The sequence below is a fragment of the Streptomyces sp. ISL-43 genome (genome assembly GCF_018614195.1).
Lineage (GTDB): Bacteria > Actinomycetota > Actinomycetes > Streptomycetales > Streptomycetaceae > Streptomyces.
The window spans coordinates 18,463-42,652 of the sequence record NZ_JAGGOT010000012.1 but is presented as its reverse complement, the minus strand read 5'-3'; the positions used below and the strand labels follow the sequence as shown (position 1 = coordinate 42,652).

Genomic DNA, 24,190 nt, shown 5'->3' with positions numbered 1-24,190 from the left:
ACGCGCACCCAGGGACGTGGACCTCGGAGCTTCACACCAGGACGTAAGCCTCTGTTTATACTTTTTGCGGCAAATCTACGATGATGAACAGCTCCCCACGCCCGCCTCCCCCCACGGAGTACACCTATGCCCGCCGAGACCGCCGTCGCCGTCGAGTCACGCGGCCTGGAGCCCGTCCCGGACGCCGAGCGCCGCGGCCGGGTCCGCGAGCTCGTCCCGACCTGGGTCGCGGCCAACATCAGCGTGCTGCTGCTGACCATGGGCGCCGGCCTGGTCATCTTCAACAAGCTGAACTTCTGGCAGGTGCTCGTCGTCGCGATCGCCGCGCCCGTCGTCTCCTACGGGATCGTCGGGCTCATATCCATCGCGGGCAAGCGCGGCGGCTCCCCCGGCATGGCCCTCTCCCGGGCCGTCTTCGGCCAGCGCGGCAACCTCTTCCCCGGCGCCCTGATCTGGGTCGCACGCTGGGGCTGGGAGACCATCAACGCGGTCAGCGGCGCCTACGCCGTCCTGACCGTCCTCGACCTGGTCTTCGGCGTGAAGAAGAACACCGCCCTGATCGTCGTGACCCTCCTCTTCTTCGTCGGCTGCACCTTCCTCGTCTCCGGGCTCGGCATCAACGCGCTGCGCGTCTGCTCCAAGTGGTCCACGTACCTCTTCGGCGCCTTCAGCGTGCTCGTCCTGGGCTACCTGATCGCCGAGACCGACTGGTCGGCCGTCTTCGCCAAGCCCGCCGGCTCCACCGCGATGACGATCGCGGGCATCGGCACCATCGCGGCCGGCGGCATCAGCTGGGTCCCGTCCGGCCCCGACTTCACGCGCTACCTGCCCCGCACCGCCTCCGCCAGGGGCATGGTCGGCGCGACCATCGGCGGCGCGGCCGTCGTGGTGATCCCGATGGTGCTGATGGGCGCGGTGATGGCGGTCGCCACCCCCGACCTGGCCACCGCCCAGGACCCGGTCTCCTTCATCGGCGAACTGCTGCCGATCTGGATCGCCGTCCCGTACCTGCTGATCGCGCTGATCGGCATGCTGCTCATCAACTCGATGTCCATGTACTCGGCCGGCTTCACCGCGCAGACCCTCGGCATCAAGGTCCCGCGCGCGGCGGCGGTCAGCGTCAACGCCGTCATCAGCCTGGTCTTCGGCTTCCTGCTGATGGTGGTCGCCACCAGCTTCTTCGGCTCGTTCATCTCCTTCCTGACGCTGCTGGCCGTGGCCTTCTCCGCGTGGATCGGCGTCTTCGGCGTCGACATGCTGCGCCGCCCGTCCTACGACGGCGCCGCGCTCCTGGACACCACGCGGACCAGTGCCTACTGGTACAAGGGCGGCTTCGCCTGGCAGGCCATGACCGCCTGGGGCCTCGCCCTGGTGGTGGGCCTGCTGTTCACGAAGGTCGACTGGTTCAGCGGCCCGCTGGCCACCACGTGGATCGGCGAGAACGGCCTGGGCTGGGCGGCGGGCATCATCACCTCGGCGGCCCTGTACGCGATCCTCCCGCGCACGCCGGCCCCGGAGCGGGCGGCCGCGGAAGCGGTGGAGGTCGCCGAGGTCGCCGAGGTCGAGCCGGCCCCCGCCGGATCCCTGTCCAACTGACGCCACGTCAGCTAACGTCCCCCTTCGCCCGCCCACCCACATCCGGCGAAGGGGGACTTCTCCATGCCCATCACCGTGGCCCGGTTCAACCTCATCGATCCGAACGGCACCCCGGAAACCCTCTCCGCCCGCTACAGGGCCGCGCTGGAGATGGCGAAGTACGCGGACGACCGCGGGATCGACACCATCCAGACCGAGGAGCACCACGGCACCGACAACAACTGGCTGCCCTCCCCCTTCGCCTTCGCGGGCGCGGTCTTCGGCGCCACCCGCCGGATCGCGGTCACCGTCTCGGCGATCATCGGCCCGCTGTACGACCCCCTGAAGGTCGCCGAGGACATCGCGGTCCTCGACCTGCTCAGCGGCGGCCGCCTCGTCACGGTGGCCGGCATCGGCTACCGGCCCGAGGAGTACGAGCAGCACGGCGTGGAGTGGGGCCGGCGCGGCAAGCTCCAGGACGAGCTGCTGGAGACGCTGCTGAAGGCGTGGACCGGCGAGCCGTTCGAGTTCCGGGGCCGTACCGTACGGGTCACCCCGCGGCCGTTCACCCAGCCGCACCCGCTGCTCCTGGTCGGCGGCAGCTCCGAGGCGGCGGCCCGCCGCGCGGCCCGGCTGGGGCTGCCGTTCTTCCCCAGCGCGCACCTGCCCGAGCTGGAGGCGTACTACAACGCGAAGCTCGCGGAGTACGGCACGGAGGGCTTCTGCATGATGCCGGCGGCCGAGACCCCGCTGCTGCACATCGCCGAGGACCCGGACCAGGTGTGGGCCGAGCACGGCGAGCGCTTCCTCCACGAGGCCGGGATGTACGCGTCCTGGCAGTCCAAAGACATCCGCAGCGCCGTACGGTCGGGCGCGCACACGGTGGAGGAGCTCCGGGCGGAGGGCGTGTACCGCATCCTCACCCCGGACGAGGCGGTCGCGTACGCGCGCGGCGCCGGCGAGGCGGGGAACCTGGTGCTGCACCCGCTCTGCGGCGGGATGCCCGTCGACGAGGGCTGGCGGAGCCTGCAGCTGCTGTGCGAACGGGTACTGCCCCGGCTCAAGGGCTGAAGCGCCGAGCGGGGCAGTACCCGTTCCGAGAGGAGAGGGGCTGTGGCGGGGTGGTCAGCCCATCTCCTCCAACGCCTTGCCCTTGGTCTCCGGCACCCATTTGAGGATGAAGGGGATCGAGAGCACGGCGAAGACGGTGTAGATCACGTAGGCGCCGGACAGGTTCCAGTCCGACAAGGTCGGGAACGACACGGTGATGACCCAGTTGGCGACCCACTGGGCGGCGGCGGCGACCCCGAGGGCGGCGGCGCGGATGCGGCCGGGGAACATCTCCCCGAGCAGCACCCAGACGACCACGCCCCAGGACAGCGCGAAGAAGAGGACGAAGCAGTTGGCCGCGACCAGGGCCACGATGCCCTGCGCGTGCGGCAGCGCGATGTCGTCCCCGGTGCCGGACTTGGACGAGAAGGCCCAGGCGGCCAGACCCAGCGAGATCGCCATGCCGACGGAGCCGATCAGCGCGAGCGGCTTGCGGCCGATCCGGTCCACGAAGATCATCGCGATCACCGTGCCGATGATGTTCACGACCGAGGTCTCGAAGGAGTACAGGAACGAGGCGCTCGGGTCGATGCCGACCGACTGCCACAGAGAAGAGCTGTAGTAGAAGATCACGTTGATGCCGACGAGCTGCTGGAAGACCGACAGGCCGATGCCGATCCAGACGATCGGCAGGAAGCCGAACTTGCCGCCGAGCAGGTCCTTGAAGGTGGACTTGTGCTCGGAACGCATGGCGTGCTCGATTTCCCCGACGCGCACGTCGAGGTCGATGTGCGCGCCCTCGACCTCGCTGAGCACCTTCTTGGCCTCGGCGTTGCGGCCGACGGAGATCAGGAAGCGCGGGGACTCCGGGATGACGAAGGACATCAGTCCGTAGAGCACGGCCGGGACCACCATGACGCCGAGCATCCACTGCCAGGCTTCCAGGCCGCCGATCTCGCCGCGCTGCTCGCCGCCCGCGAGGTTCAGGATCCCCCAGTTCACCAGCTGGGAGATGGCGATGCCGATGACGATCGCCGCCTGCTGGAAGGAGGCCAGCCGGCCGCGGTACGCGGGCGGGGACACTTCGGCGATGTAGGCCGGGCCGATGACGGAGGCCATGCCGATGCCGAAGCCGCCGATGACCCGCCAGAGGGCGAGGTCCCAGAGGGCGAAGGGCAGGGCCGAGCCGACCGCGCTCGCCGTGAAGAGGGCCGCGGCGATCTGCATGCAGCGGATGCGGCCGATCCGGTCGGCGATGCGGCCGGCGGTGGCGGCGCCGAGAGCGCAGCCGATCAGCGCGGCGGCGATCACCTGGGCGAGGGTGCCCGAGCCGACGTCGAAGCGGTCCTGGATCGCGACGACGGCGCCGTTGATGACCGAGCTGTCGTAGCCGAAGAGGAAACCGCCCATGGCGGCGGCCGCGGTGATGAAGATGACGTGCTCGAGGTGGTCGGGCTGGGACGCGCGGCCGCCGCCTGACGCCGAGGCCCGCGCTGTGCTGCTGCTGGTCAAGGTCTGCTCCTGCGTGCCCGGCTGCGGTGGCGGGCGGGTGGGGTGATTCCTTCCAGTGGCGCACAGGTCAAGATCGGGCACCACCCGAAGGAAGGGCAGCGGGAGCGAGCCTATGTGTTCATTTCTTGAAGTCAAGAGTTCAAGGGAGTCTGATTTCCACGCATCACATCCAGGGATGAGAGGACTTGAGATTCACTTCTTGAACAGATGAGGGGCTGACGCGTGTCATCGCAGGCGCTGGCTGATGACCTTCGAGACGCCGTCGCCCTGCATCGAGACGCCGTACAGCGCGTCGGCGACCTCCATCGTCCGCTTCTGGTGCGTGATCACGATCAGCTGCGAGCTCTCCTGGAGCTCCTCCATGATCCGGATCAGCCGCTGCAGGTTGGTGTCGTCGAGCGCCGCCTCGACCTCGTCCATCACGTAGAACGGACTGGGCCGGGCCTTGAAGATGGAGACCAGCAGCGCCACGGCGGTCAGCGAGCGCTCGCCGCCCGACAGCAGCGACAGCCGCTTGACCTTCTTGCCCGGCGGGCGGGCCTCGACGTCGACGCCGGTGGTCAGCATGTTGTCGGGATCCGTGAGGACCAGCCGGCCCTCGCCGCCGGGGAACAACCGCGAGAAGACCCCCTCGAACTGCCGGGCCGTGTCCCGGTAGGCCTCCGTGAACACCTGCTCGACCCGTGCGTCGACCTCCTTCACGACCTGAAGGAGGTCGGACCGGGTCTTGCGCAGATCTTCCAGCTGTTCGCTCAGGAATTTGTGCCGCTCCTCCAGCGCCGCGAACTCCTCCAGCGCCAGCGGATTGACCTTGCCGAGCTGCTCGTACGCGCGTTCGGCCGCCTTCAGCCGCTTCTCCTGCCGAGCCCGTACGAAGGGTCCCGGCTCGGCGTCACCGTCCGGCGCCTCGCCGTCCGCGGGCGGACTCGGCGGCACCGGCTGATCGGGCCCGTACTCGGCGACGAGCTCTGCCCCACCGATCCCGAACTCCTCCAGCGCGCGGCCTTCCACCTGCTCGATCCGCATGCGCTTCTCGGCGCCGAGCACCTCGCCGCGGTGCACGGAGTCCGTGAGCTTGTCGAGCTCGGCCTTGAGGTCACGGCCCCGGGTGCGGGCCTCGCCGAGCTCGCGCTCGCGCAGGCCCTTCGCGTACTCGGCGGCCGTGCGCTCCTCGGCCGCGCGGGTCAGCGACACCTCGATGTGCGCGAGCAGCTGCCGGGCTCCGTCGGCGACGGCCCCCGCCACCTCGGCCTCGTACCGCAGCCGCGCGCGGCGGCGCTCCGCCCGGGCGCGTGCCTCCCGCTCGGCACGGGCCGCGCGATCGAGGGAGTCGGCCCGTCCCGCCAAGCCCTTGACCCGCTCCTCGTGGGTCCTGAGCTGCAGCCGGGCCTCCATCTCGGTCTGCCGCGCGTTCGCACCGTCAGCCGCGAGCCGGTCCCGGCGGGAGGTGTCCGGCTCCTCTTCCACAGGCATTTCCTCGGCGACCGCGAGCCGCTCCGCGCATTCCTCCACCTCGGCCAGCGCCTGCTCCAGCGCGTCCTGGGCCTTGGCCGCGGCCGCGGCGGCACGCTCGGCCTCGCCCAGCGCCCCCTTCGCCTGCCCGGCGAGCCGCCCGAGCTGCTGCGCGACCCCGGCCCGGGCCTGTTCGGCGGCCCGGCGCAGCTCCCCGAGCTCCTCGACGCGGGCGCCGGCCAGAGCCCGGCGGGTGTCCGCGGCCTCCTTCCCGGCAGCCAGCAGCAGGCACTGCTCGTCCAGCCGGGCCAGCTCCGCCGCGGCCTCGTCGACGGCGGCCTGCACCTCGATCAGGCTGGGCACCCCGGCGGACCCGCCGTGCGCGAGGTGCGCCCCGAGCACGTCACCGTCGGCCGTCACGGCCACCAGGTCGGGCCGCGCGGCGACCAGCGCCTCGGCGTCGTCGAGGCCGTCGACGACCACGAAGTCCCGCAACACCCAGGCCGCGGCCCGCACGACCTCGGCATCCCCGTGCACGAGCCCCCCGGCACGCAGAGCCGTCGCGACCGCCCCCCGGGCCCCGTCCGACACCTGAGCGACAGGGCCCGGCACACTCGGCCCGGCCCCGCCGGGCGATCCGGATCCCGGGCCGGGCACCTGGGCCTCACGGCCGACGCCCTGGTCCGAGGCCGGAGCCCGGCCCGGGCCCGCGGCACCTCCCGCCGCCCCGTCAGGGCCCCCGCCCTGTCCCGGAACAGCGGCGCAGCCCACCGGCGGGGTGATCAGGAACGTGGCCCGCCCGGCGTCCGCGGTACGCAGATGGCGGATCGCCCGCGCCGCCGACGAGCCCGACGCGACGGCCACCGCGTCCGCCGCCGCGCCGAGCGCCGCCGCCACCGCGGTCTCGTACCCCGGGGTCACCGACAACCGTTCCGCGGCGGGGCCCAGCAGCCCCTCCAGTCGCGCCGCGAGCAGCGCGGCCGTGCCGTCCTTGCGGCGCAGCCCCATCGACAGCGCGTCCCGGCGCGCCGACACCGCCGCCCGCGAGCGCTCCGCGGCCGCCAAGGCGTCCCGGGCCGCGCCCAGTCCGGCTTCCGCCTCCCTCAGCCCGGCCCGCGCGGCCTCGTACTCCTCGTCCAAAGACACCGCACCCGACGCCGACCCCGACGAGGCCCCCGGCTCCCCGACGTCCTCCGCCAGCGCCTCGTACTCCTCGCGCGCCGCGACCGCCCGGGCCTCCGCCTCGTCCCGCGCCGCCACCAGCCGGTCGATCTCCGCCTGTGCCGCGCCCGCCCGGGAGCGGGCCGCGCCCAGCCGGCCCGTCAGCCGCGCCAGCCCTTCGCGCCGGTCGGCGATGGCCCGGGCCGCGTCCCGCAGCCGCCGTTCCTCGTCCGCCAGCGACCGTTCCAGCTCGGCCCGGTGGGAGACGGTGTCCTCCAGCGCCCGCGAAGCCGCCTCCAGCGCGGCCGTCAGCTCCGCTTCCTGCTCGCGGATCCGCGCGGCCTCCTTCTCCATGTCCTCCGGGTCGCGGCCGCGCCGCTCCTCCTCGGCCGGTGCCGAAGCCGACGTGACCCGTGCGTCCGCCAGGGACGCGGTCCCCCGTACCCGCTCGGCCAGCTGCGACAGCTCGAACCAGGTCTGCTGCGCGCGCTGGAGCCGCGGCGCGAGTTCCCGTACGGCTTCCTCCAGCTCCGCTTCCCGCCCCGCCGCCGCCGCGAGCTGCGCCTCGGCGGCCTCCTTGCGCTCCTTCAGGGCTGCCTCGTCCGCGATCTCCGCGTCGAGCGCGCCCTTGAGCGTCACGAGGTCGTCGGCGAGCAGCCGCAGTCGCGCGTCGCGCAGATCGGCCTGGATCACGGCGGCCCGCCGGGCCACCGCCGCCTGCCGCCCGAGCGGCTTGAGCTGGCGGCGCAGTTCGTCGCCCAGGTCCTGCACGCGCGCGAGATTGGCCTGCATCGCGTCGAGTTTGCGCAGTGCCTTCTCTTTGCGTTTGCGGTGCTTCAACACCCCGGCCGCTTCCTCGATGAAGGCGCGGCGGCCCATCGGATCGGCGTGCAGTACGGAGTCCAGCTGGCCCTGTCCGACGATGACGTGCATCTCCCGGCCGATGCCGGAGTCGGAGAGCAGTTCCTGGATGTCGAGGAGGCGGCAGGTGTCCCCGTTGATCTGGTACTCGCTGCTGCCGCCGCGGAACATGATCCGCGTGATGGTGACTTCGGCGTAGTCGATGGGCAGCGCGCCGTCGGAGTTGTCGATGGTCAGCGAGACCTCGGCGCGCCCGAGCGGGGGGCGGCCGGTCGTGCCGGCGAAGATGACGTCTTCCATCTTCCCGCCGCGCAGGGATTTGGCCCCTTGTTCACCCATGACCCAGGAGAGCGCGTCCACCACATTGGACTTGCCGGAGCCGTTGGGGCCCACGACACAGGTGATACCCGGCTCGAAGCGCAGGGTGGTGGCGGAGGCGAAGGATTTGAAGCCGCGCAGGGTCAGGGACTTGAGGTGCACGCCGCCGGACTCTACCTTTCACGTTCGGTTTCACCCATGAAGGTGCAGGGCACATCAGACGTTAAAGGAACCGGCCCCCCACCTGGCGCAACGCCGCCCGGCGCCCACGTGCGGGAAAGAAAGAAGGGACGCCGAAGCGTCCCTTGCAGATCATGCTGGGGTTATCGAGCGACGAGGGAGCGCGGATCAGGTGAGCGCAGGCTCCGCCTGGGGTACGTCGAGGTCGATGCCGTCAAGCAACGAGTCTCCGTGCTGTGCGGCGGCCGCGTTCAGTGCGTCGTTCTCGGACTGGATTCGTCCGAGCTCGGACTCGAGGTCCTGGACGCGCTGCTGAAGCCGTCGCATCTCGGCGAGGAGTCGCGGGTCGGAACCGCCGACGTAACCGAGAAGCGCCTTTGCCATGATGGATGGTCCTCCACACTGAGTGACCGACCGAAGCGGTGTGGGTCGTGAGGGAATCGCACCCGCGGATGTCCGGCAGCGACAGTCAGTCACTGCGCGCGTTCTATGGCTACTGCCACCACTGCCAAACAGCTCAGGTGCGCGGGGCTTCCAGCGTCTCACCAAAAAGTTTGACGGTCAACACGATCACGCCCCGTATCGGCGGGCAGCCCGGGCCCCGCAAGGGGCGTGGAGATCATCCTCGTCTCCGAGCCTTCCACGGATCGCGCCGGTCGGCAACGCCTCGGCGGTGAATGCGCAGATCCGACCGCCTGCGGACCATCCGGAGATCTGTTCAGTGCATGATCAGTCGATCGGTCACCGGATCGCGAACCCGTCGTAGCCACCGCGCGGTGTTCCCCAGATCTCTGTCACCCCGTCCACCCGCCCGGGCGTGTCGGTTCCGTGCAGCCACTGCAGGAGCCGGTGGCAATTCTCACGTTGACCTTCGGCCACCACCTGTACTCGGCCGTCGTCGAGGTTGAGCGCGAAGCCGGCCAGTCCGCCGATCTCCAGAGCATTGGCCCTGGTGAACCAGCGGAAGCCCACTCCCTGTACACGGCCGCGCACCCAGGCGGTCATCCGGACATCTTCATTCATGCCGGAACGCTAACCGGGCAAGCGTTTTCGGGTCACGTCGCCCCCTGGCGCCATGGCGTACAGTCGCGCACCAATGAGCTCACCCATTTGGGTGAGTAAAGGTTGATCTTGAACTGCGAGGAAGGCAAGCCGAGATGGGACGCCACCGACTCCAAGCCGCACCCCGCGGCGGCGCGAAGCGCCGCACCGTCGTGCGCGGCAGCCTCCTCGGCGCCTGCGTGGCCGTGGTCCTCGGCACCGCGGCCGTCACCACGGGCGTCGTCCCGGTCGGCTCCTCCTTCCCCTACGTAGGGGTCGAGGGTGCGGGCTCCGGTACGAAGACCGAGGCCAAGGCCCAGGCCTCGCCGAGCCCCGGCCGCTCGCTGGAGCAGCAGGGCGGCCTCGCCAACCTCTCCGGCCGCGCCTCCGCCGGCCCGGGCTCCGGCTCGGCCTCCCCTTCGGCGTCCCCCTCCGCCTCGCCCTCCCCGTCGGCCTCGCCTTCCCCGACGCCCTCGGCGGAGCCCTCGAAGACCCCGCAGTCGAGCCCCACCCCCACCCCGCCGAAGCCGGCCGCCCCGAAGCCGGCCGCTCCGAAGCCGGCCGCCCCGAAGCCCGCCACCCCCGCGGCCCCGACGGTCGCCACCGGGCACTCCGCCGAGGAGGCCGCCGTACTCACCCTGGTCAACCAGGAGCGCGCGCAGGCCGGGTGCGGTCCGGTCCGGGCGAACCCGCCGCTGGCGGCGCTGGCCGGAGCCTTCAGCAAGGACATGGCCGTCCGGGGCTTCTTCGACCACACGGACCCCGACGGCAACACGCCGTGGGACCGGGCCACCAAGGCCGGCCTCTCGGGCATGGGCGGCGAGAACATCGCGCGCGGCCAGGGTGACGCGCAGGCGGTCATGAAGGCCTGGATGGACAGCCCGGGCCACAAGGCGAACATCCTCAACTGCGAGTTCCGCACCTTGGGCGTCGGCGTGTACAACGCCTCCGGCGGCCCGTGGTGGACCCAGGACTTCGGCTTCTAGAGGTCTTGCGGACCCTCGCGGGCCCGCTTCCGTCGCCACAGGTGCCCATCGAGGATTCGGTCACGACTGAATCAATGGCGCTCTCCCCCGTGGCGCGCGGATCATGCCTCCATGACCTCGGACACGATCACCACGAAGGCGTCGGGCACCTGGAAACTGGGCGACCTGGAGATCAACCGGATGGGCTTCGGCGCGATGCGCCTGCCTCAGACCGGTGAAGCGCTCACGGCCGGCGCCGCTTCGCGCGGGCGCGGCCAGGCGGTCGAGGTGCTGCGCCGCGCCGTCGAGCTCGGCGTCAACCACATCGACACCGCCGCGTTCTACTTCTCGCCGCTGCGCTCGGCCAACGAGCTGATCAGCCGCGCCCTGGCCCCGTACCCGAAGGACCTCGTCATCACGACGAAGGTCGGGCCGGGCCGCGACCCGTCGGGGGCGTGGCTGCCCCACGCGACCCCCGGTCTGCTGCGCGGCCAGGTCGAGGAGAATCTGCGCCAGCTCGGCCGCGACCACCTCGACGTGGTCAACCTGCGCGTGGTCGGGACCGCTTCGATCGCCGAGCGGTTCGGCGCGCTGGCCGAACTGCGCGAGGCCGGGCTCATCCGCCACCTGGGCATTTCCAACGTGACACCCGGACACCTCGCCGAGGCCCGGGCCATCGCGCCCGTCGTGTGCGTGCAGAACCCGTACGGGATCGGCATGCGCCCCGATCAGGACGAGTTCGTCCGCACCTGCGGGGAGCAGGGCATCGCCTTCGTCCCGTTCTACTCGATCGCCGGCCCGGGCCGGCAGGCGGGGGCGGGCGGAGCGGGCGGAGCGGACGGAGCGGACGCGGACGAGATGCAGGAGGTACGGGCCGTCGCCCGGGCGCACGGGGCGAGCGCGGCGCAGATCCGGCTGGCGTGGACCCTGCACCGCGGGCCGCACGTCCTGGCCATCCCCGGCACCGGCGACCCGGTCCACCTCGCCTCCAATGTGGCGGCGGCGGCGATCCGGCTGTCGCAGGCCGATCTGGCCCTGCTGGAGTCGGCCCACCACGGACCGGCGTGAGAACGCGGGACACGGCCGCGCGCCTTCCTGCCGCGCACGGCCGTGTCCCTGTCTGCCTTCAGGCAGTGCCTCAGGCGGAGGCCAGGGCGGCGCGGCCGGCGAGGAGGACGCGGGTCTGCTCGGTGACGCGGCGGCCGAGGTGCTCGGCGGTCGCGATGTCGGCCTTGTGGACGCCCTCGGCACCCTGGTCGCTGTTGGACTGGGCGGCGGCGCCGTCGAAGAAGCCGAGGCGGTTGAGGTCGTTCTCGGAAGCGGTGCTGGAGTTCCAGCCCGGCTTCAGACCCAGGTTGACCCAGCTCATGCCGTGCTGCGAGGCCAGCGTCTGGAAGAAGTCGAGGGTGTTGCCCTTGTCGCCGGACTTGGAACCGGAGTTGGTGAAGCCCGCGGCGACCTTGTCCTGCCAGCCGGCCGTGAACCAGATCTTGGAGGTGGCCTCGGCGAAGACGTGGAAGGCGCCCGAGGCGGTGCCCATGTAGGTGGGGGCGCCGAAGACGATCGCGTCGGACGCGGTCAGAAGCTCCCACTGCGCGTCGTCGATCTCGTCGACCTTGATCAGGTGAACCGTCGCACCGGCGTCGACGGCGCCCGCACGGACGGCCTCGGCGATGACGGTGGTGTGGCCGTAGCCGGAGTGGTAGGCGATCGAGACAACAGGGGTGTACGTAAGACCGGACAAGGCGGGCTCCCTCGAAGAACACCGTGGTGGGTCACGGTGTTGTACGGCGTGATGTGACGAGAAGGAGCCAACCACTAACTTTTGGAAAGCGCAAGCAGAATGGCTGGCGCTGCGTAGGAGTAGGCTGAAACCATGCAGACTGCAGCCTGCGGCGAAGCCGAGGACGACGGCGCCGCCGATCAATCATTCGACGTGTTCGCTCGCGACTGTCCGTCCCGCGAGACGCTGGAGCACGTCACCGGTCGCTGGGGCAGCCTCACCTTGGGCGCCCTGCGTGAAAGCCCGTGCCGCTTCAACGAGCTGCGCCGCCGCGTGGACGGCATCAGCGAGAAGATGCTGTCCCAGACCTTGCAGGCACTCGAACGCGACGGCCTCGTCCTGCGCGAGGCCCAGCCGACCAACCCGCCCCGGGTCGACTACGAGCTGACCCCCCTGGGCGCCGAGATCGCGGAACGCCTGATCACGCTCATCGAGCTGCTCGAAGGCAGGATGCCGGCGGTGCTCTCGTCCAGGGCCGTCTACGACGCTTCGCGCGGCCGGCGCTGACAGCGCGGGCAGAAGTAGCTCGACCGGTTCATCCACGGCCGGCGCCGTATCGGGGTGCCGCAGCGGCGGCAGGGCTCGTCCTCGCGCCCGTAGGCGTCGAGGGACCGGTCGAAGTAGCCGGACTCGCCGTTGACGTTCACGTAGAGGCTGTCGAAGCTGGTGCCGCCGACGGCGAGGGCCGCGTTCATGACGTCCCGGACATGGCCGAGGAGCTCGGTGCTCACGGGGCGCGTGAGGGTGGCCGTCGGGCGCTCGTAGTGCAATCTGGCGCGCCACAGCGCCTCGTCCGCGTAGATGTTGCCGACCCCGCTGATCAGCGACTGGTCGAGCAGCGCCCGCTTCACCGTGGTGCGCTTGGCGCGCAGCGCCCGGTGGTAGGCCTCCTCGTCGAAGAGCGCGTCCAGCGGGTCCCGCGCGATGTGCGCGATGACGTCGGGCAGCCCGTCCGCGCTGTCGGCGACGCACTCGTGCAGCGACAGCCCGCCGAAGGTCCGCTGGTCCACGAAGCGCAGCTCGGTCCCGGCGTCGTCCTGGAACCGCACCCTGACGCGCAGGTGCTTCTCGTCCGGCGCGTCCGCGGGCTGCACGAGCAGCTGCCCGCTCATCCCGAGGTGGCCGAGCACGGACAGGTCCCGCTCCGCCAGCGGCAGCCACAGGTACTTCCCGCGGCGCCGGGGCACCGCGAAGGTCTCCCCCGCGAGCCGCGCCGCGAAGTCGGCGCCACCGCCCGCGTGGCGGCGTACCGCACGCGGATGCAGCACCTCGACGGCCTCGACGGTCCGCCCGGCCACCCAGCGCTCCAGGCCGCGCCGCACCACTTCGACTTCGGGCAGCTCGGGCACGGGTTTCCTCCGGAAGGGTGCGGTGGCTCTCACGGCGAGCGTACCGGCCTTCCCGGCGGCGTCCGGAAACGGGTCCGCCCGCCCTCGCGGTGCGAGGGCGGGCGGGTGAAATCCGGAAGAAAGCGTCAGGCTCCGGGCGCCGGGTCGACGGGCGTCTGCGCCGCGATCCGCTCGTCCGCCGCGGTACGGATACCGCGCCACGCGGACTCCGCCGCCTGCTGTTCAGCTTCCTTCTTGCTGCGGCCGGTGCCGGTGCCGTACGAGACACCACCGACGCGAGCGGCAGCGGTGAAGGTCTTCTCGTGGTCCGGACCGGTCTCGGTGACCAGGTATTCCGGCACACCAAGACCTTCGGCTGCCGTGAGCTCCTGGAGACTGGTCTTCCAGTCCAGGCCGGCACCGAGGTTCGAGGACTTCTCGATGAGCGGGTCGAAGAGCCGGTGAACCAGCTCCGAGGCCGCGTCGAGGCCCTGGTCGAGGTAGACCGCGCCGATCACCGCTTCAAGGGTGTCGGCGAGGATGGACGCCTTGTCCCGGCCGCCCGTGCCCTCTTCGCCCCGGCCGAGCCGGATGAAGGAGCCGAGTTGGAGGCCGCGGCTGACCTCCGCAAGTGCACGCGAGTTGACTACCGCGGCCCGCAGTTTGGCCAGTTGGCCTTCCGGCAGATCGGGGTGGGTCGTATACAGCGTGTCCGTGACCACCAGGCCCAGCACTGAGTCCCCGAGGAACTCCAGCCGCTCGTTGGTGGGCAGACCGCCGTTCTCGTACGCGTACGAACGGTGGGTCAGCGCACGCACCAGAAGGGCGGACTCGAGGTGATACCCGAGCCGCCCTTCCAGAAGCGTGTGGGACGAGGCCGCGTTCTTACTGTCTGCCTGCTTCTCAGCGTTGGACAGCTCAGACATTGCGCCTCTCACCAGCCGCTCAGACCTCGAGGACCTGGCGCTTGTTGTAGGTGCCGCAGCTCGGGCACGCAATGTGCTGGAGCTTCGGCTCCTGGCAACGCTCACACGAAACCAAGGTGGGGACCGCAGCCTTCCACTGCGACCGGCGGTGGCGCGTGTTGCTGCGCGACATCTTCCGCTTCGGAACAGCCACGGCTACTTCTCCTGCTTCTCGGCGGCGCTCTGAACTCCGTCAGACGCAGTGCCGCTCATGTTGTCCTTCTCGACGCCCTGATCGGTGACGAGTCCTTGCAATGCCGCCCAACGGATGTCGACGGCGTCATGGTGGTGGTCCGGGTCGTCGTTCAGGCTGAGCCCGCAATCGGGGCACAGTCCGAGACAGTCCTCCCGGCACACCGGCTGCAGCGGCAGTGCGAGCACCACCACGTCGCGCAGCACGGGTTCGAGGTCGAACAAGCCGTCCTCGAGAAAGAGCGTGTCCTCGTCGTCCTCGGCGTCGTCGGCCGGCTCCGCCTTCGAGCGGATCCGGTCGTCGGCGTCAGGGTACGAGAACATCTCCTGGAAGTCCGCCTTGAGCTCGCTCTCGACGGCCTCCAGACACCTTACGCACTCCCCTGCGGCCATTCCACGGACGGTGCCTGTGACAAGCACCCCTTCCATGACCGACTCGAGGCGGAGCTTGATGTTCAGCCGGTTGCCTTCCGGCACTCCGATGACGCCGGCGAGACCGAGGTCCGCCGGTGCCGCGATCTCACGGGACAGCCGCAGCATGGCACCAGGACGCCGACCCAGCTCGTGCGTGTCGAACACGAGGGGGTTGTGGTGGTCGAGGCGGGTATTCAGGGCCGTTCCTGCTTTCACAAAATCACTGGAGACTGCTGAAGATCAAGAATTCCGCCACTCAAGGGCAGCATGGATCGCGGTGCATACGCGCGACCGAAGAGCCAGGATACCCGCCGCTTCGCCCTGAGCCCAATCCAGGCCCCGAGGAGCGCTCAGCGGCCCTGCTCGTACTGGCGCAGCTGCTCCAAGTTGATCATGCTCGTGTCGAAGAAGCTGGTCTCGTCCAGCGCCGCCTGCTGCTCCTGCGTGCCCTGCTGCGGCTGCTGGTAGCCCCCGTACGGGTCGGGCTGCTGCTCGTAGGAGACCGCGTAGGGGTCCGGCTGCTGGACCTGCTGGTAGTTCCCGTAGGGGTCCTGATAGCCGTAGGCGTCCTGCTGGACGGGCTGCTGGTAGGAGTACGTGTCGTACACCGGCTCCTGCTGCGGCTGGGCGTGGACCCGCGCCTGTGACTGCGCGGGGATCAGCGGCGCCTGCGGCTCGGCCAGGCCCGCCAGGAAGTCCGCGTCGCTCGCCGAGCGCGACTGCTGGATCCCGGCCGCGTCCTGGGCGGCCATGTGCGCGCCGAGGTCGTCGGTGGCCACCTGGCCGAGGAGCTTCTGCCGGCCCCGCCCGACGGCCTCCAGGGTCTTGGAGAGCACCGCCTCGAAGGTCGCCAGCTTGGTGTCCACGTACGCGTCCGCCTGCTCGCGCTGCGTCTGCGGGTCGTGGCTGCGCTCGGGCGCCTCCGCGTCGGGATAGCCCTGCTCGTCGAGCCCGGGTCCGCGGCCCAACAGCTTCTCGCGGCCGCGGTCCACGGAGCCGATGGTCTTGGTGAGCACGACCTCGAAGTTCGCGAGCTTGCTGTCGACGTAGTCGTCGGCCTCGGCCCGGATCTCCTCGGCCTCCCGGCGGGCCTCGCCCAGGATCCGGTCCGCCTCGTCCTGGGAGCGGCGCGCGACCTCGGTGTCGGAGATCAGCGAACCGCGCTGGGCGTGCGCCGACTCGATGATCCGCTCCGCCTCGCGGCGGGCCTCCTCGACCATCTGCTCCCGGCCGCCGATGAGCTCCTGAGCCTGCGCGAGCGAGCCCGGCAGGGCCCCGCGCACCTCTTCGAGCTGGGCGAGCAGCTCGGCGCGGTTGATCACGCACGAGGCCGACATGGGCATGGAGCGGGCACTGCCGACGGCCGCGACGATCTCGTCGAGCTTCTTCTGCACGTCCATGGGGGCTCGCACTCTCTCGGCCTCGGGCGGTTCCCGAGACGGACGGGACGACTTTAAGGCCACCGGGCCGGGACCCGGCAACGGCCGATGCCCTCTCAGCGGTCGGCCAGGCGCTCCATCAGCGCCGCGTGCACGTGCGCGGGCAGCAGGTGGGCGACGTCGCCGCCCCAGGCGGCCACTTCCTTGACCAGCGAGGAGGACAGGAAGCTGTAGGTGGGGTTGGTCGGGACGAAGAGCGTCTCGACGCCCGACAGCCCCATGTTCATCTGGGCCATCTGCAGCTCGTAGTCGAAGTCGCTGACGGCCCGCAGGCCCTTGACGATGGCCGGGATGTCCCGCTGCTTGCAGAAGTCGACGAGGAGTCCGTGGAAGGACTCGACCTCGATGTTGCCGTAGTCGGCGGTCGCCTCGCGGATCAGCTCGATCCGCTCGTCGACGGTGAACAGCCCCTGCTTGGACTGGTTGATCATCACGGCCACGTGGACCACGTCGTAGAGCCTGGAGGCCCTGCCGATGATGTCGAGGTGACCGTTGGTGATGGGGTCGAACGACCCCGGACAGACGGCGCGGCGCAACTGGATTCCCTCGCTCCCGGGTGCGGGCTTCATGACTCTTCGCCGGTGAAGGCGGCGCGACCGTACCAAAGGGTGCCTTCGCCGTACTTCCGGGACCGGAGCGGCTCGAAGCCCTCGGGCCACGGGAAGGCGCCGCTCCTCGTCCTGCGCTCCACGGTGACGAGCGCATCGCCGGTGAGCCAGCCATTGGACCGGAGTGTGAGCAGGATCTCGCGAAGATCGTCGTGCTCGACGTCGTACGGCGGGTCCAGGAAGACCACGTCGTACGGCTCCCCGTGCAGGGGGAGCGCCGCGATCTGCTCGGCCCTGCCGGCCCGGAATTCGGCGCCGGGCAGGCCGATGGCCTTGATGTTGTCCCGGATGGCCTTGGCCGCCTTGGCGTCGGGCTCGACCAGCAGCGCGTGGCCGGCGCCGCGGGAGAGCGCCTCCAGGCCGACGGCGCCGGAGCCCGCGTAGAGGTCGAGCACGCGGGCCCCCTCGACTCCGTGCAGCGACTCCCAGGTGGAGAACAGGCCTTCGCGCATCCGGTCCGAGGTCGGGCGGGTGCCGGTGCCGGGCGGTACGGCGAGGCGTCGCCCGCCGGCGCTTCCGGCGATCACGCGGGTCATCTGGGGTCCTTCGTGAGGCGAGCGGGGAGGTGGTGCAGGCCCTCAACGATAGGTCGTACCGCTCATCCCTTCTCCAGGTACTGCTCGCGCTCGGTGTCCAGCAGCGCCTCCAGGGCCGTCCGCAGGCCCGGCAGCCGCGCGAGCTCGGGGTCGGCGGCGACCACGCGGGTGGCCTCCTCGCGGGCTTGCGTGATGACCTCCTCGTCCTCGATGACCGCGAGCATGCGCAGCGAGGAGCGGACTCCGGACTGGGCCTGGCCGAGGACGTCGCCCTCACGGCGCTGCTCCAGGTCGATGCGGGAGAGCTCGAAGCCGTCCAGGGTGGCGGCGACGGCGGCGAGTCGGGCGCGGGCGGGGCTGGCCTCGTGCATCTCGCTGACCAGCAGGCACAGTCCGGGGGCGGAGCCGCGGCCGACGCGGCCGCGCAGCTGGTGGAGCTGGGAGACGCCGAAGCGGTCCGCGTCCATGATCACCATGACGGTGGAGTTCGGGACGTTCACCCCGACCTCGATGACGGTGGTGGCGACCAGCACCTTGACCTCGCCGGCGGTGAAGCGGCGCATGACGTCGTCCTTGTCGGCGGGGTCCATCCGCCCGTGCAGCACCTCGACGGACAGCCCGGCGAGGGGGCCGCGGGTGAGCTGCTCGGCGATCTCCAGCACCGCGAGCGGGGGCCGCTTGTCGCCGTCCTCCTCGGCCGCCTTCTTCTTGGCGTTCTTGCCGTTCTTCGCATCGTCCTCCCCGTCGCCGATGCGCGGGCAGACCACGTACGCCTGGTGGCCGTTCTCGACTTCCTCGCGGACCCGCTCCCAGGCCCGGGCCAGGAAGTGCGGCTTGTCCTTGGCGGGCACCACGTGGGTGGCGATCGGGGAGCGGCCGGCCGGCAACTGGTCCAGGACGGAGGTCTCCAGATCACCGAAGACGGTCATGGCGACCGTGCGCGGGATCGGGGTGGCGGTCATGACGAGCAGGTGCGGCGGCTGCTTGCCCTTGGAGCGCAGGGCGTCGCGCTGTTCCACGCCGAAGCGGTGCTGTTCGTCGACGACGACCAGGCCGAGGTCGTGGAACTGCACCTTGTCCTCGATCAGCGCGTGGGTGCCGATCACGATCCCGGCCTCGCCGGTGATCAGGTCGAGCAGCGCCTGACGGCGCGCGGGCATCCCCATGGAGCCGGTGAGCAGCACGACCTTGGTGCCCCGGTCGGAGCCGCCCAGCATCCCGCCCTCGGCGAGCTCGCCCATCATCTCGGTGATGGACCGGTGGTGCTGCTGAGCGAGCACCTCGGTGGGCGCGAGCATCGCGGCCTGCCCGCCGCAGTCCACGACGGCGAGCATCGCGCGCAGGGCGACCAGCGTCTTGCCGCTTCCGACCTCGCCCTGGAGAAGGCGGTGCATGGGGTGCTCGGTGGCGAGGTCGTCGAAGATCTCCTTCGAGACGGCCTGCTGGCCTTCGGTGAGGGTGAAGGGGAGCTTCACGTCGAAGGAGTCGAGGAGGCCGCCGGGCGCGGGGCGGCGCGGGACGGCCGGGAGCTGGGAGTCGGCGCGGCGGCGGCGGGCCAGGGCGACCTGGAGGACGAAGGCCTCGTCCCACTTCAGGCGCCCGCGGGCGTCCTCGATGTCGGCCTTGGTCGCAGGGCGGTGGATCTTCAGCAGGGCGTCGGTGAGCGGGACCAGCCCGCGGCCCTCGCGCAGAGCGCCGGGCAGCGGGTCCACGACCTCCTGGGCCCTGGGCAGCACCGCGTCCACGCACTTGGCGATCTTCCAGGACTCCAGCTTCGCGCAGGCCGGGTAGATGGGGATCAGCTGGTTCGCGAAGGCGGCCGCCGCGTCGGACTCGCCGGCCTCCGCGCCCAGCGGCTCGTAGGCGGGGTGGGCGAGCTGGAGCTTGTGGTTGAACTTCGAGACCTTGCCGGCGAACATCGCCCGGCTGCCGGGCAGCAGGTCCTTGTGCGGTTTGTGGACGCCCGACCCGAAGAAGACGAGCTGGAGCCGCCCGCTGCCGTCGGTGATGGTGACTTCGAGGCGTTTGCCGCCGCCGCGGCTGCCCTGGTAGGTCATCAGCCGCGCGTCGGCGACCTGCGCGACGACCGTGACGTGCTCGTCGATCTGGTCGGCGAGTTCGGCCAGGGAGGTCAGCTCGCCGCGCTCCGCGTACCGCCGGGGGTAGTGGTGGAGCAGGTCCAGGGCCGTGTGCAGGCCGAGCTGCTCGGCCAGCACCTTGGCGGTGGCGGGGCCGAGGGTCTTCTTGAGGTCTTCGTCGAGCGCGGGCACGTGTTCATTGCACACCATGGCGCCGACAACCCGGCTATTCCACCCCGATGAGCAGCGGCGCCGACCAGCGCCCGCCCCGGTAGGTCACGGTGTCGACGGCCAGGTGCCCGTGCTGGACGTACGCCTCCAGCCGCTCGGCCAGCGCGTCCGGGACCTCGGGTCCCAGGACCAGCGTGACGAGTTCGCCGCCGGATCCGAGCATCCGGGCCAGGACGGCTTCGGCGGTCTCGGGCAGGCCCTGGCCGATGACGGCCACGTCGCCGTCGATGAGCCCGAGCACGTCGCCGGCCTGGCAGATGCCGGCCGAGGTGAAGGACTGCCGTTCGGCGACGGCGAGTTCGCCGTAGCGGGTGGCTCCGGCGGCCGCGGTCATGGCGACCACGTCCTCGTCGAAGGTGCCGTCGGCGTCATGCACGGCGAGCGCGGCCAGGCCCTGGACCTCGGAGCGGGTGGGGATCACGGCGACCCGTACGCCGTCGGCGCGGGCCTGCTCGGCGGCGGCGGCCGCCACCGCCCGCAGTTCGGTGTCGTTCGGCAGCAGCACCACCTCGCGTGCGTGCGCCCGGCGGACGGCGGCGGCCAGTTCGGCGACGGCCGGCGGTCCGTCGGGCCGGGCGAGCACGGTGGTGGCGCCCGCCTCCTCGCACAGGCGGGCCAGTCCCTCGCCCTGGACCACGGCGACGACGGCCCGTTGGACGCGCTCGCCGCGGGCCCGCCGCCGCTCGTCGCCGAAGTGCGTGATGCGGATCCGGTACGGCCGCCCGGCGACCACGCCGGCCTCCACGGCCGCGCCGGGGTCGTCGACGTGCACGTGGACGTTCCACAGTTCGTCGCCGCCGACCACCACCAGGGAGTCGCCGAGTCGGTCGAGCCGCGTGCGCAGCCCCCCGACCGCCGCCTCGGAGGCCTCCAGCAGGTACACCACCTCGTACCCGGGCCCGCCGCCCTCCTGCGCGCAGGGCTCGGGCGGCCGCGGTACGGACACGGCCCGGCCGCGCACCGGCTCGGGGGCGGGCACCTGCCCGGACAGCGCCTGCCACAGGGCTCCGAGGACCGCGACCAGTCCGCAGCCCCCGGCGTCCACCACCCCGGCCCGGCCCAGTACGGCCAGCTGCCCGGGGGTCCGCTCCAGGGCCGCGCGGGCCCCGTCGTAGGCGGCCCGGGCCACGTCGGCGGCGGTCCCGGCGTCAGCCTCGGCGATGACGGCGGCCTGCGCGGCGGCGGCGGCGACGGTGAGCATCGTGCCCTCCACCGGGTGCGCGACGGCCTGGTACGCCTCCTCGGCGGCCCGGTCCAGCGCCTGCGCGAGCAGGCTCGCCGGCCCGCGACCGGCGGGCTCGTCACCGAGTACGTCGGCGACTCCGCGCAGCAGCTGCGCGAGGATCGTCCCGGAGTTGCCCCGGGCGCCTATGAGGGCGCCGTGCGCGAAGGCCCGTACGGCCCGGGGCAGGGAGGCTTCCGCTGTGCCGTCCGTCACTCCGGCGAAGGCTTCCCCGAGCTCCCGGTCGGCCGATTCGGCGGTCAGGTAGAGGTTGGTTCCGGTGTCCGCGTCCGCGACGGGGTAGACGTTGATCGCGTCGATGTCCTCGCGGGCCCGGCCCAGTGCGGCCAGGGCCAGCGAGCTCCAGGTGCGCACCGCTTCGGCGTCGAGGGCGTCGAGGGGGTACGGCTGAGGCTCGTGCGCCACCGGGCGTTCCTCCTTGTGCGGGCCAGGGTTCACCGCAGGGTAACGAAGGACTGCCGGGGAGGCGGGACCCCGGGGCGGGGGTGGCGGCGGCCATGGTAGTTTTCTTGGACCGAGGCAGGCGTTGTATGCTGCTCCGGTTGCCCGATGAGAGTCGGGCCATTCCTCCGGCAAACCACTTCAGACTCCCTGATTCCGGTGCGCCGGAATTCACTGTAAGTGCATCTGAAGTCTTTGGAGTGACCTGTGGCTGCCAACTGCGACGTTTGCGCCAAGGGGCCGAGCTTCGGCAACAGCATTTCCCACTCGCACCGCCGCACCTCGCGTCGCTGGAACCCGAACATCCAGCGCGTCCGTGCCGTGGTCAATGGGACGCCGAAGCGCCTCAACGCCTGCACCTCGTGCATCAAGGCCGGCAAGGTCTCGCGCTGACGCCTCCCGTCGTAGCGCAGCCCTTTCCGGTTGCTGAGAAGGCCGGTCCACCTGGTGGGCCGGCCTCTTGCTTTGCCTGATCGAACCTGTGGGGCCTGCCTCACCTCGTGAACTCACGCGGTGAAGCAGGCCCTACAGGCGTTTCAGCGCCAACGCCACGCGTGGTCGACCGGTCCGATGCCCGCGCCCAGCGCGAAACCGGCCGCGATGGCGCCCGTGACGTACTCCTTGGCCGCCGTGACCGCTTCCGGGACCTCCAGGCCCTTCGCCAGGCCCGCCGTGATCGCGCTGGCCAGGGTGCAGCCGGTGCCGTGCGTGTGCCGGTTGCCGTGGCGGGGGGCGCGCAGCCAGTGCTCGGCGGTCCCGTCCGTCAGCAGGTCCACGGCCTCGCCCCCGTGCGCGGCGAGGTGGCCGCCCTTGATCAGCACCCACGCGGGCCCGTACGCGAGGACGGCGTCGGCGGCCCGGCGCATGTCGTCCTCGCCCTCCACGACGACGCCGGTGAGCTGGGTCACCTCGTCGAGGTTCGGGGTCGCCACGGTGGCCCGGGGCAGCAGTTCCCCGCGTACGGCGTCCAGCGCCGTGGCGGCGAGCAGCGCGTCCCCGTGCTTGGAGACTCCGACCGGGTCCACGACGGCCGGGGCACGGGTCCCGGCCAGCAGCTCGGCGACGGTTTCCACGAGTTCGGCGCTGGACAGCATGCCCGTCTTCACGGCCTGGACGCCGATGTCGTCCACCACGGCCCTGTACTGGCCCCTGACGGCCTCGGCGGGCAGTTCCCAGACGCCTTTGACGCCCAGCGAGTTCTGCGCGGTCACAGCGGTCACCACGCTCATCCCGTGGACCCCGAGCGCGAGCATCGTCTTGAGGTCGGCCTGGATGCCCGCGCCGCCGCCGGAGTCGGATCCGGCGACGGTCAGGCACAGCGGCGGGTGCGGGCGGCCTGGGGGGGCCCCGGTCAACGCGGGGACTCCTCGGCGGCCTGGTCGCCGCCGAAGTGGTCCCAGCCGCCGGTGCTGGTCCAGGGGGCGCCGTCCACGGTCACCTGGGGCAGCGCGGAGCGGTTCTGCACCTCCCCGATCACCTTCCAGCGGGCGGGGAGCTTCACGTCGGGCGGGAAGGTGGCCACGATGGCGTGGTCCTCTCCCCCGGTGAGGACCCACTGGAGCGGGTCCACTCCGACGGCCTGCCCGATGTCGTGCATCTGCGTCGGGATGTCGACGGCCGCCGAGCGCAGGTCGATCCGTACCTTGCTGGCCTCGGCGATGTGCCCGAGGTCGGCGATCAGGCCGTCGCTGACGTCGGTCATGGCGGTGGCGCCGAGCCCGGCGGCCGCGGGGCCCGCGTGGTAGGGCGGCTCGGGGCGCCGGTGGGCCTCCACGAAGGCCCGCGGCGAGCGGAAGCCGCGCGAGAGCACCGCGAAGCCGGCCGCGGACCAGCCGAGCCAGCCGGTGACCGCCACGACGTCGCCGGGCTGGGCGCCGGAGCGCAGCACGGGCTCGCGGTTGCGCAGGTCGCCGAGGGCGGTGATGGCGACGGTGATGGTGTCGCCGCGGACCACGTCCCCGCCGACCACCGCCGCGCCGGCGACCTGGCACTCGTCGCGGATGCCGTCCATCAGCTCGGTGGGCCAGGTGACCGGCAGCTCGGCCGGGACGACGAGGCCGAGCAGCAGCGCGGTCGGCACCGCGCCCATGGCGGCGATGTCCGCGAGGTTCTGCGCGGCGGCCTTGCGGCCGACGTCGTAGGCGGTGGACCAGTCGCGGCGGAAGTGCCGGCCCTCCAGCAGGATGTCCGTGCTCGCCACGACCCGCCGGTCGGGGGCCGACACGACCGCGGCGTCATCGCCCGGTCCGAGCCGGACCGCCGGGGTGGTGGTGAGCCGTGAGGTGAGCTCTCGAATGAGCCCGAACTCCCCCAGCTCGCCCACAGTGCCCTTCATCGCTGTGCCCCTTCTTGCCCAGTCCGCTTGCGGTCGCGAGCCGTCACAGCTCTGGGTACCGTCAACAGATACGTCAACTTCTGCTCTTCGTACGCCCCGCTGTGCGTGGAGCCGGACCCGCGGGTCTCCCCGCGGCGCTCGGCGACGCGGTACCGTGGCGTCCCTTCTTCCCCGGGCCCACCCGTGATCCCCGGGCCCACCCGAAGGGTAGGGGAAATGATCCTCGTGGCCGCCCTGGAGGTTCCGTGGTACAGGCGTACATCCTCATCCAGACCGAGGTGGGCAAGGCGTCGTTCGTCGCCGAGTCCATCGCGCAGATCGCGGGGGTGATCCAGGCCGAGGACGTGACGGGCCCGTACGACGTGATCGTGCGCGCCCAGGCCGACACCGTGGACGAACTCGGCCGCATGGTCGTGGCCAAGGTCCAGCAGGTGGAGGGGATCACCCGCACCTTGACCTGCCCGGTGGTCCATCTGTAGCCC

The 24,190-nt window shown here is 71.4% G+C and carries 23 protein-coding genes; 7 read left to right on the top strand and 16 right to left on the bottom strand.

What is annotated here, in order from left to right:
* Window positions 1-126 precede the first annotated feature (126 nt).
* Entirely contained in the window at window positions 127-1,596 is a 1,470-nt protein-coding gene (locus J7F03_RS07405) for a cytosine permease (RefSeq protein WP_214947853.1), read from the top strand.
* Window positions 1,597-1,659: 63 nt separating this feature from the next.
* On the top strand, window positions 1,660-2,646 hold the full coding sequence (locus J7F03_RS07400) for an LLM class flavin-dependent oxidoreductase (RefSeq protein ID WP_214947852.1): 987 nt from the start codon (window positions 1,660-1,662) through the stop codon (window positions 2,644-2,646).
* A 54-nt stretch (window positions 2,647-2,700) separates the two neighbouring features.
* On the opposite strand, the gene J7F03_RS07395 is transcribed toward J7F03_RS07400, so the two are convergent.
* The 4 genes from J7F03_RS07395 to J7F03_RS07380 form a co-directional block, all read right to left on the bottom strand.
* Window positions 2,701-4,137 carry a sugar porter family MFS transporter gene (locus J7F03_RS07395; RefSeq protein WP_214947851.1) on the bottom strand — a complete coding sequence of 479 codons (1,437 nt, stop codon included), beginning with the start codon at window positions 4,135-4,137 and terminating at the stop codon, window positions 2,701-2,703.
* A gap of 225 nt (window positions 4,138-4,362) precedes the next feature.
* Window positions 4,363-8,091: an AAA family ATPase gene (locus tag J7F03_RS07390; protein ID WP_214947850.1), complete on the bottom strand. Its 3,729-nt coding sequence runs from the start codon at window positions 8,089-8,091 to the stop codon at window positions 4,363-4,365.
* 186 nt (window positions 8,092-8,277) lie between these two features.
* Window positions 8,278-8,493 carry a hypothetical protein gene (locus J7F03_RS07385; protein ID WP_214947849.1) on the bottom strand — a complete coding sequence of 72 codons (216 nt, stop codon included), beginning with the start codon at window positions 8,491-8,493 and terminating at the stop codon, window positions 8,278-8,280.
* Window positions 8,494-8,850: 357 nt separating this feature from the next.
* Window positions 8,851-9,132 carry an acylphosphatase gene (locus J7F03_RS07380; RefSeq protein WP_112452854.1) on the bottom strand — a complete coding sequence of 94 codons (282 nt, stop codon included), beginning with the start codon at window positions 9,130-9,132 and terminating at the stop codon, window positions 8,851-8,853.
* A 134-nt stretch (window positions 9,133-9,266) separates the two neighbouring features.
* Between J7F03_RS07380 and J7F03_RS07375 the strand changes: the two genes are divergently transcribed.
* Complete coding sequence (locus J7F03_RS07375; protein ID WP_214947848.1) at window positions 9,267-10,136, top strand: CAP domain-containing protein; 870 nt, start codon at window positions 9,267-9,269, stop codon at window positions 10,134-10,136.
* A gap of 111 nt (window positions 10,137-10,247) precedes the next feature.
* Window positions 10,248-11,183 (top strand): aldo/keto reductase, encoded by a 936-nt coding sequence (locus J7F03_RS07370; protein ID WP_214947847.1) that lies wholly within the window; start codon window positions 10,248-10,250, stop codon window positions 11,181-11,183.
* 70 nt (window positions 11,184-11,253) lie between these two features.
* On the opposite strand, the gene J7F03_RS07365 is transcribed toward J7F03_RS07370, so the two are convergent.
* The gene (locus J7F03_RS07365; RefSeq protein WP_214947846.1) at window positions 11,254-11,859 is read right to left on the bottom strand and encodes a flavodoxin family protein; all 606 of its coding nucleotides are present in this window, start codon (window positions 11,857-11,859) and stop codon (window positions 11,254-11,256) included.
* A 132-nt stretch (window positions 11,860-11,991) separates the two neighbouring features.
* Between J7F03_RS07365 and J7F03_RS07360 the strand changes: the two genes are divergently transcribed.
* Complete coding sequence (locus J7F03_RS07360; protein WP_214947845.1) at window positions 11,992-12,405, top strand: helix-turn-helix domain-containing protein; 414 nt, start codon at window positions 11,992-11,994, stop codon at window positions 12,403-12,405.
* Here the strand turns inward: J7F03_RS07360 and mutM are convergent.
* The 9 genes from mutM to J7F03_RS07315 all read right to left on the bottom strand — a co-directional run bounded on the left by mutM (window position 12,378) and on the right by J7F03_RS07315 (window position 21,337).
* On the bottom strand, window positions 12,378-13,247 hold the full coding sequence (gene mutM / locus J7F03_RS07355; protein WP_214947844.1) for a bifunctional DNA-formamidopyrimidine glycosylase/DNA-(apurinic or apyrimidinic site) lyase: 870 nt from the start codon (window positions 13,245-13,247) through the stop codon (window positions 12,378-12,380). The genes J7F03_RS07360 and mutM overlap by 28 nt on opposite strands.
* Window positions 13,248-13,372: 125 nt before the next feature.
* Window positions 13,373-14,152 carry a ribonuclease III gene (gene rnc / locus J7F03_RS07350; protein WP_214947843.1) on the bottom strand — a complete coding sequence of 260 codons (780 nt, stop codon included), beginning with the start codon at window positions 14,150-14,152 and terminating at the stop codon, window positions 13,373-13,375.
* 19 nt (window positions 14,153-14,171) lie between these two features.
* Entirely contained in the window at window positions 14,172-14,345 is a 174-nt protein-coding gene (rpmF, locus tag J7F03_RS07345) for a 50S ribosomal protein L32 (protein WP_003965982.1), read from the bottom strand.
* 2 nt (window positions 14,346-14,347) lie between these two features.
* On the bottom strand, window positions 14,348-15,013 hold the full coding sequence (locus J7F03_RS07340) for a DUF177 domain-containing protein (RefSeq protein WP_214947842.1): 666 nt from the start codon (window positions 15,011-15,013) through the stop codon (window positions 14,348-14,350).
* A 134-nt stretch (window positions 15,014-15,147) separates the two neighbouring features.
* On the bottom strand, window positions 15,148-16,197 hold the full coding sequence (locus tag J7F03_RS07335; protein ID WP_214947841.1) for a DivIVA domain-containing protein: 1,050 nt from the start codon (window positions 16,195-16,197) through the stop codon (window positions 15,148-15,150).
* A gap of 95 nt (window positions 16,198-16,292) precedes the next feature.
* Window positions 16,293-16,772, bottom strand: coding sequence for a pantetheine-phosphate adenylyltransferase (coaD, locus tag J7F03_RS07330; protein WP_214947953.1), 480 nt, complete (start codon window positions 16,770-16,772; stop codon window positions 16,293-16,295).
* Between the two features lie 29 nt (window positions 16,773-16,801).
* Complete coding sequence (rsmD, locus tag J7F03_RS07325; RefSeq protein ID WP_214947840.1) at window positions 16,802-17,380, bottom strand: 16S rRNA (guanine(966)-N(2))-methyltransferase RsmD; 579 nt, start codon at window positions 17,378-17,380, stop codon at window positions 16,802-16,804.
* A 62-nt stretch (window positions 17,381-17,442) separates the two neighbouring features.
* A complete protein-coding gene (gene recG, locus J7F03_RS07320) occupies window positions 17,443-19,668 on the bottom strand; it encodes an ATP-dependent DNA helicase RecG (protein WP_214947839.1) in 2,226 nt (741 codons plus the stop codon).
* A 16-nt stretch (window positions 19,669-19,684) separates the two neighbouring features.
* Complete coding sequence (locus J7F03_RS07315; protein ID WP_214947838.1) at window positions 19,685-21,337, bottom strand: DAK2 domain-containing protein; 1,653 nt, start codon at window positions 21,335-21,337, stop codon at window positions 19,685-19,687.
* 243 nt (window positions 21,338-21,580) lie between these two features.
* Here J7F03_RS07315 and rpmB point away from each other — a divergent pair, with 243 nt between their 5' ends.
* Window positions 21,581-21,766, top strand: coding sequence for a 50S ribosomal protein L28 (gene rpmB / locus J7F03_RS07310; protein ID WP_073911113.1), 186 nt, complete (start codon window positions 21,581-21,583; stop codon window positions 21,764-21,766).
* A 143-nt stretch (window positions 21,767-21,909) separates the two neighbouring features.
* Here the strand turns inward: rpmB and thiD are convergent, their stop codons facing one another.
* A complete protein-coding gene (gene thiD / locus J7F03_RS07305) occupies window positions 21,910-22,728 on the bottom strand; it encodes a bifunctional hydroxymethylpyrimidine kinase/phosphomethylpyrimidine kinase (protein WP_214947837.1) in 819 nt (272 codons plus the stop codon).
* Entirely contained in the window at window positions 22,725-23,708 is a 984-nt protein-coding gene (locus tag J7F03_RS07300; protein ID WP_214947836.1) for a thiamine-phosphate kinase, read from the bottom strand. Before J7F03_RS07300 ends, thiD begins: the two co-directional genes overlap by 4 nt.
* Window positions 23,709-23,953: 245 nt before the next feature.
* Between J7F03_RS07300 and J7F03_RS07295 the strand changes: the two genes are divergently transcribed.
* Complete coding sequence (locus J7F03_RS07295) at window positions 23,954-24,187, top strand: Lrp/AsnC ligand binding domain-containing protein (RefSeq protein ID WP_214947835.1); 234 nt, start codon at window positions 23,954-23,956, stop codon at window positions 24,185-24,187.
* Window positions 24,188-24,190: the final 3 nt, after the last annotated feature.

Bases quoted from the DNA above. Each gene is read 5' to 3' on its own strand.
- rnc (WP_214947843.1), bottom strand. From the start codon at position 14,152: ATGTCTGAGCTGTCCAACGCTGAGAAGCAGGCAGACAGTAAGAACGCG.
- J7F03_RS07300 (WP_214947836.1), bottom strand. From the start codon at position 23,708: ATGAAGGGCACTGTGGGCGAGCTGGGGGAGTTCGGGCTCATTCGAGAG.
- recG (WP_214947839.1), bottom strand. From the start codon at position 19,668: ATGGTGTGCAATGAACACGTGCCCGCGCTCGACGAAGACCTCAAGAAG.
- J7F03_RS07405 (WP_214947853.1), top strand. From the start codon at position 127: ATGCCCGCCGAGACCGCCGTCGCCGTCGAGTCACGCGGCCTGGAGCCC.
- J7F03_RS07385 (WP_214947849.1), bottom strand. From the start codon at position 8,493: ATGGCAAAGGCGCTTCTCGGTTACGTCGGCGGTTCCGACCCGCGACTC.
- J7F03_RS07400 (WP_214947852.1), top strand. From the start codon at position 1,660: ATGCCCATCACCGTGGCCCGGTTCAACCTCATCGATCCGAACGGCACC.
- J7F03_RS07370 (WP_214947847.1), top strand. From the start codon at position 10,248: ATGACCTCGGACACGATCACCACGAAGGCGTCGGGCACCTGGAAACTG.
- J7F03_RS07335 (WP_214947841.1), bottom strand. From the start codon at position 16,197: ATGGACGTGCAGAAGAAGCTCGACGAGATCGTCGCGGCCGTCGGCAGT.
- rsmD (WP_214947840.1), bottom strand. From the start codon at position 17,380: ATGACCCGCGTGATCGCCGGAAGCGCCGGCGGGCGACGCCTCGCCGTA.
- J7F03_RS07380 (WP_112452854.1), bottom strand. From the start codon at position 9,132: ATGAATGAAGATGTCCGGATGACCGCCTGGGTGCGCGGCCGTGTACAG.
- J7F03_RS07360 (WP_214947845.1), top strand. From the start codon at position 11,992: ATGCAGACTGCAGCCTGCGGCGAAGCCGAGGACGACGGCGCCGCCGAT.
- J7F03_RS07375 (WP_214947848.1), top strand. From the start codon at position 9,267: ATGGGACGCCACCGACTCCAAGCCGCACCCCGCGGCGGCGCGAAGCGC.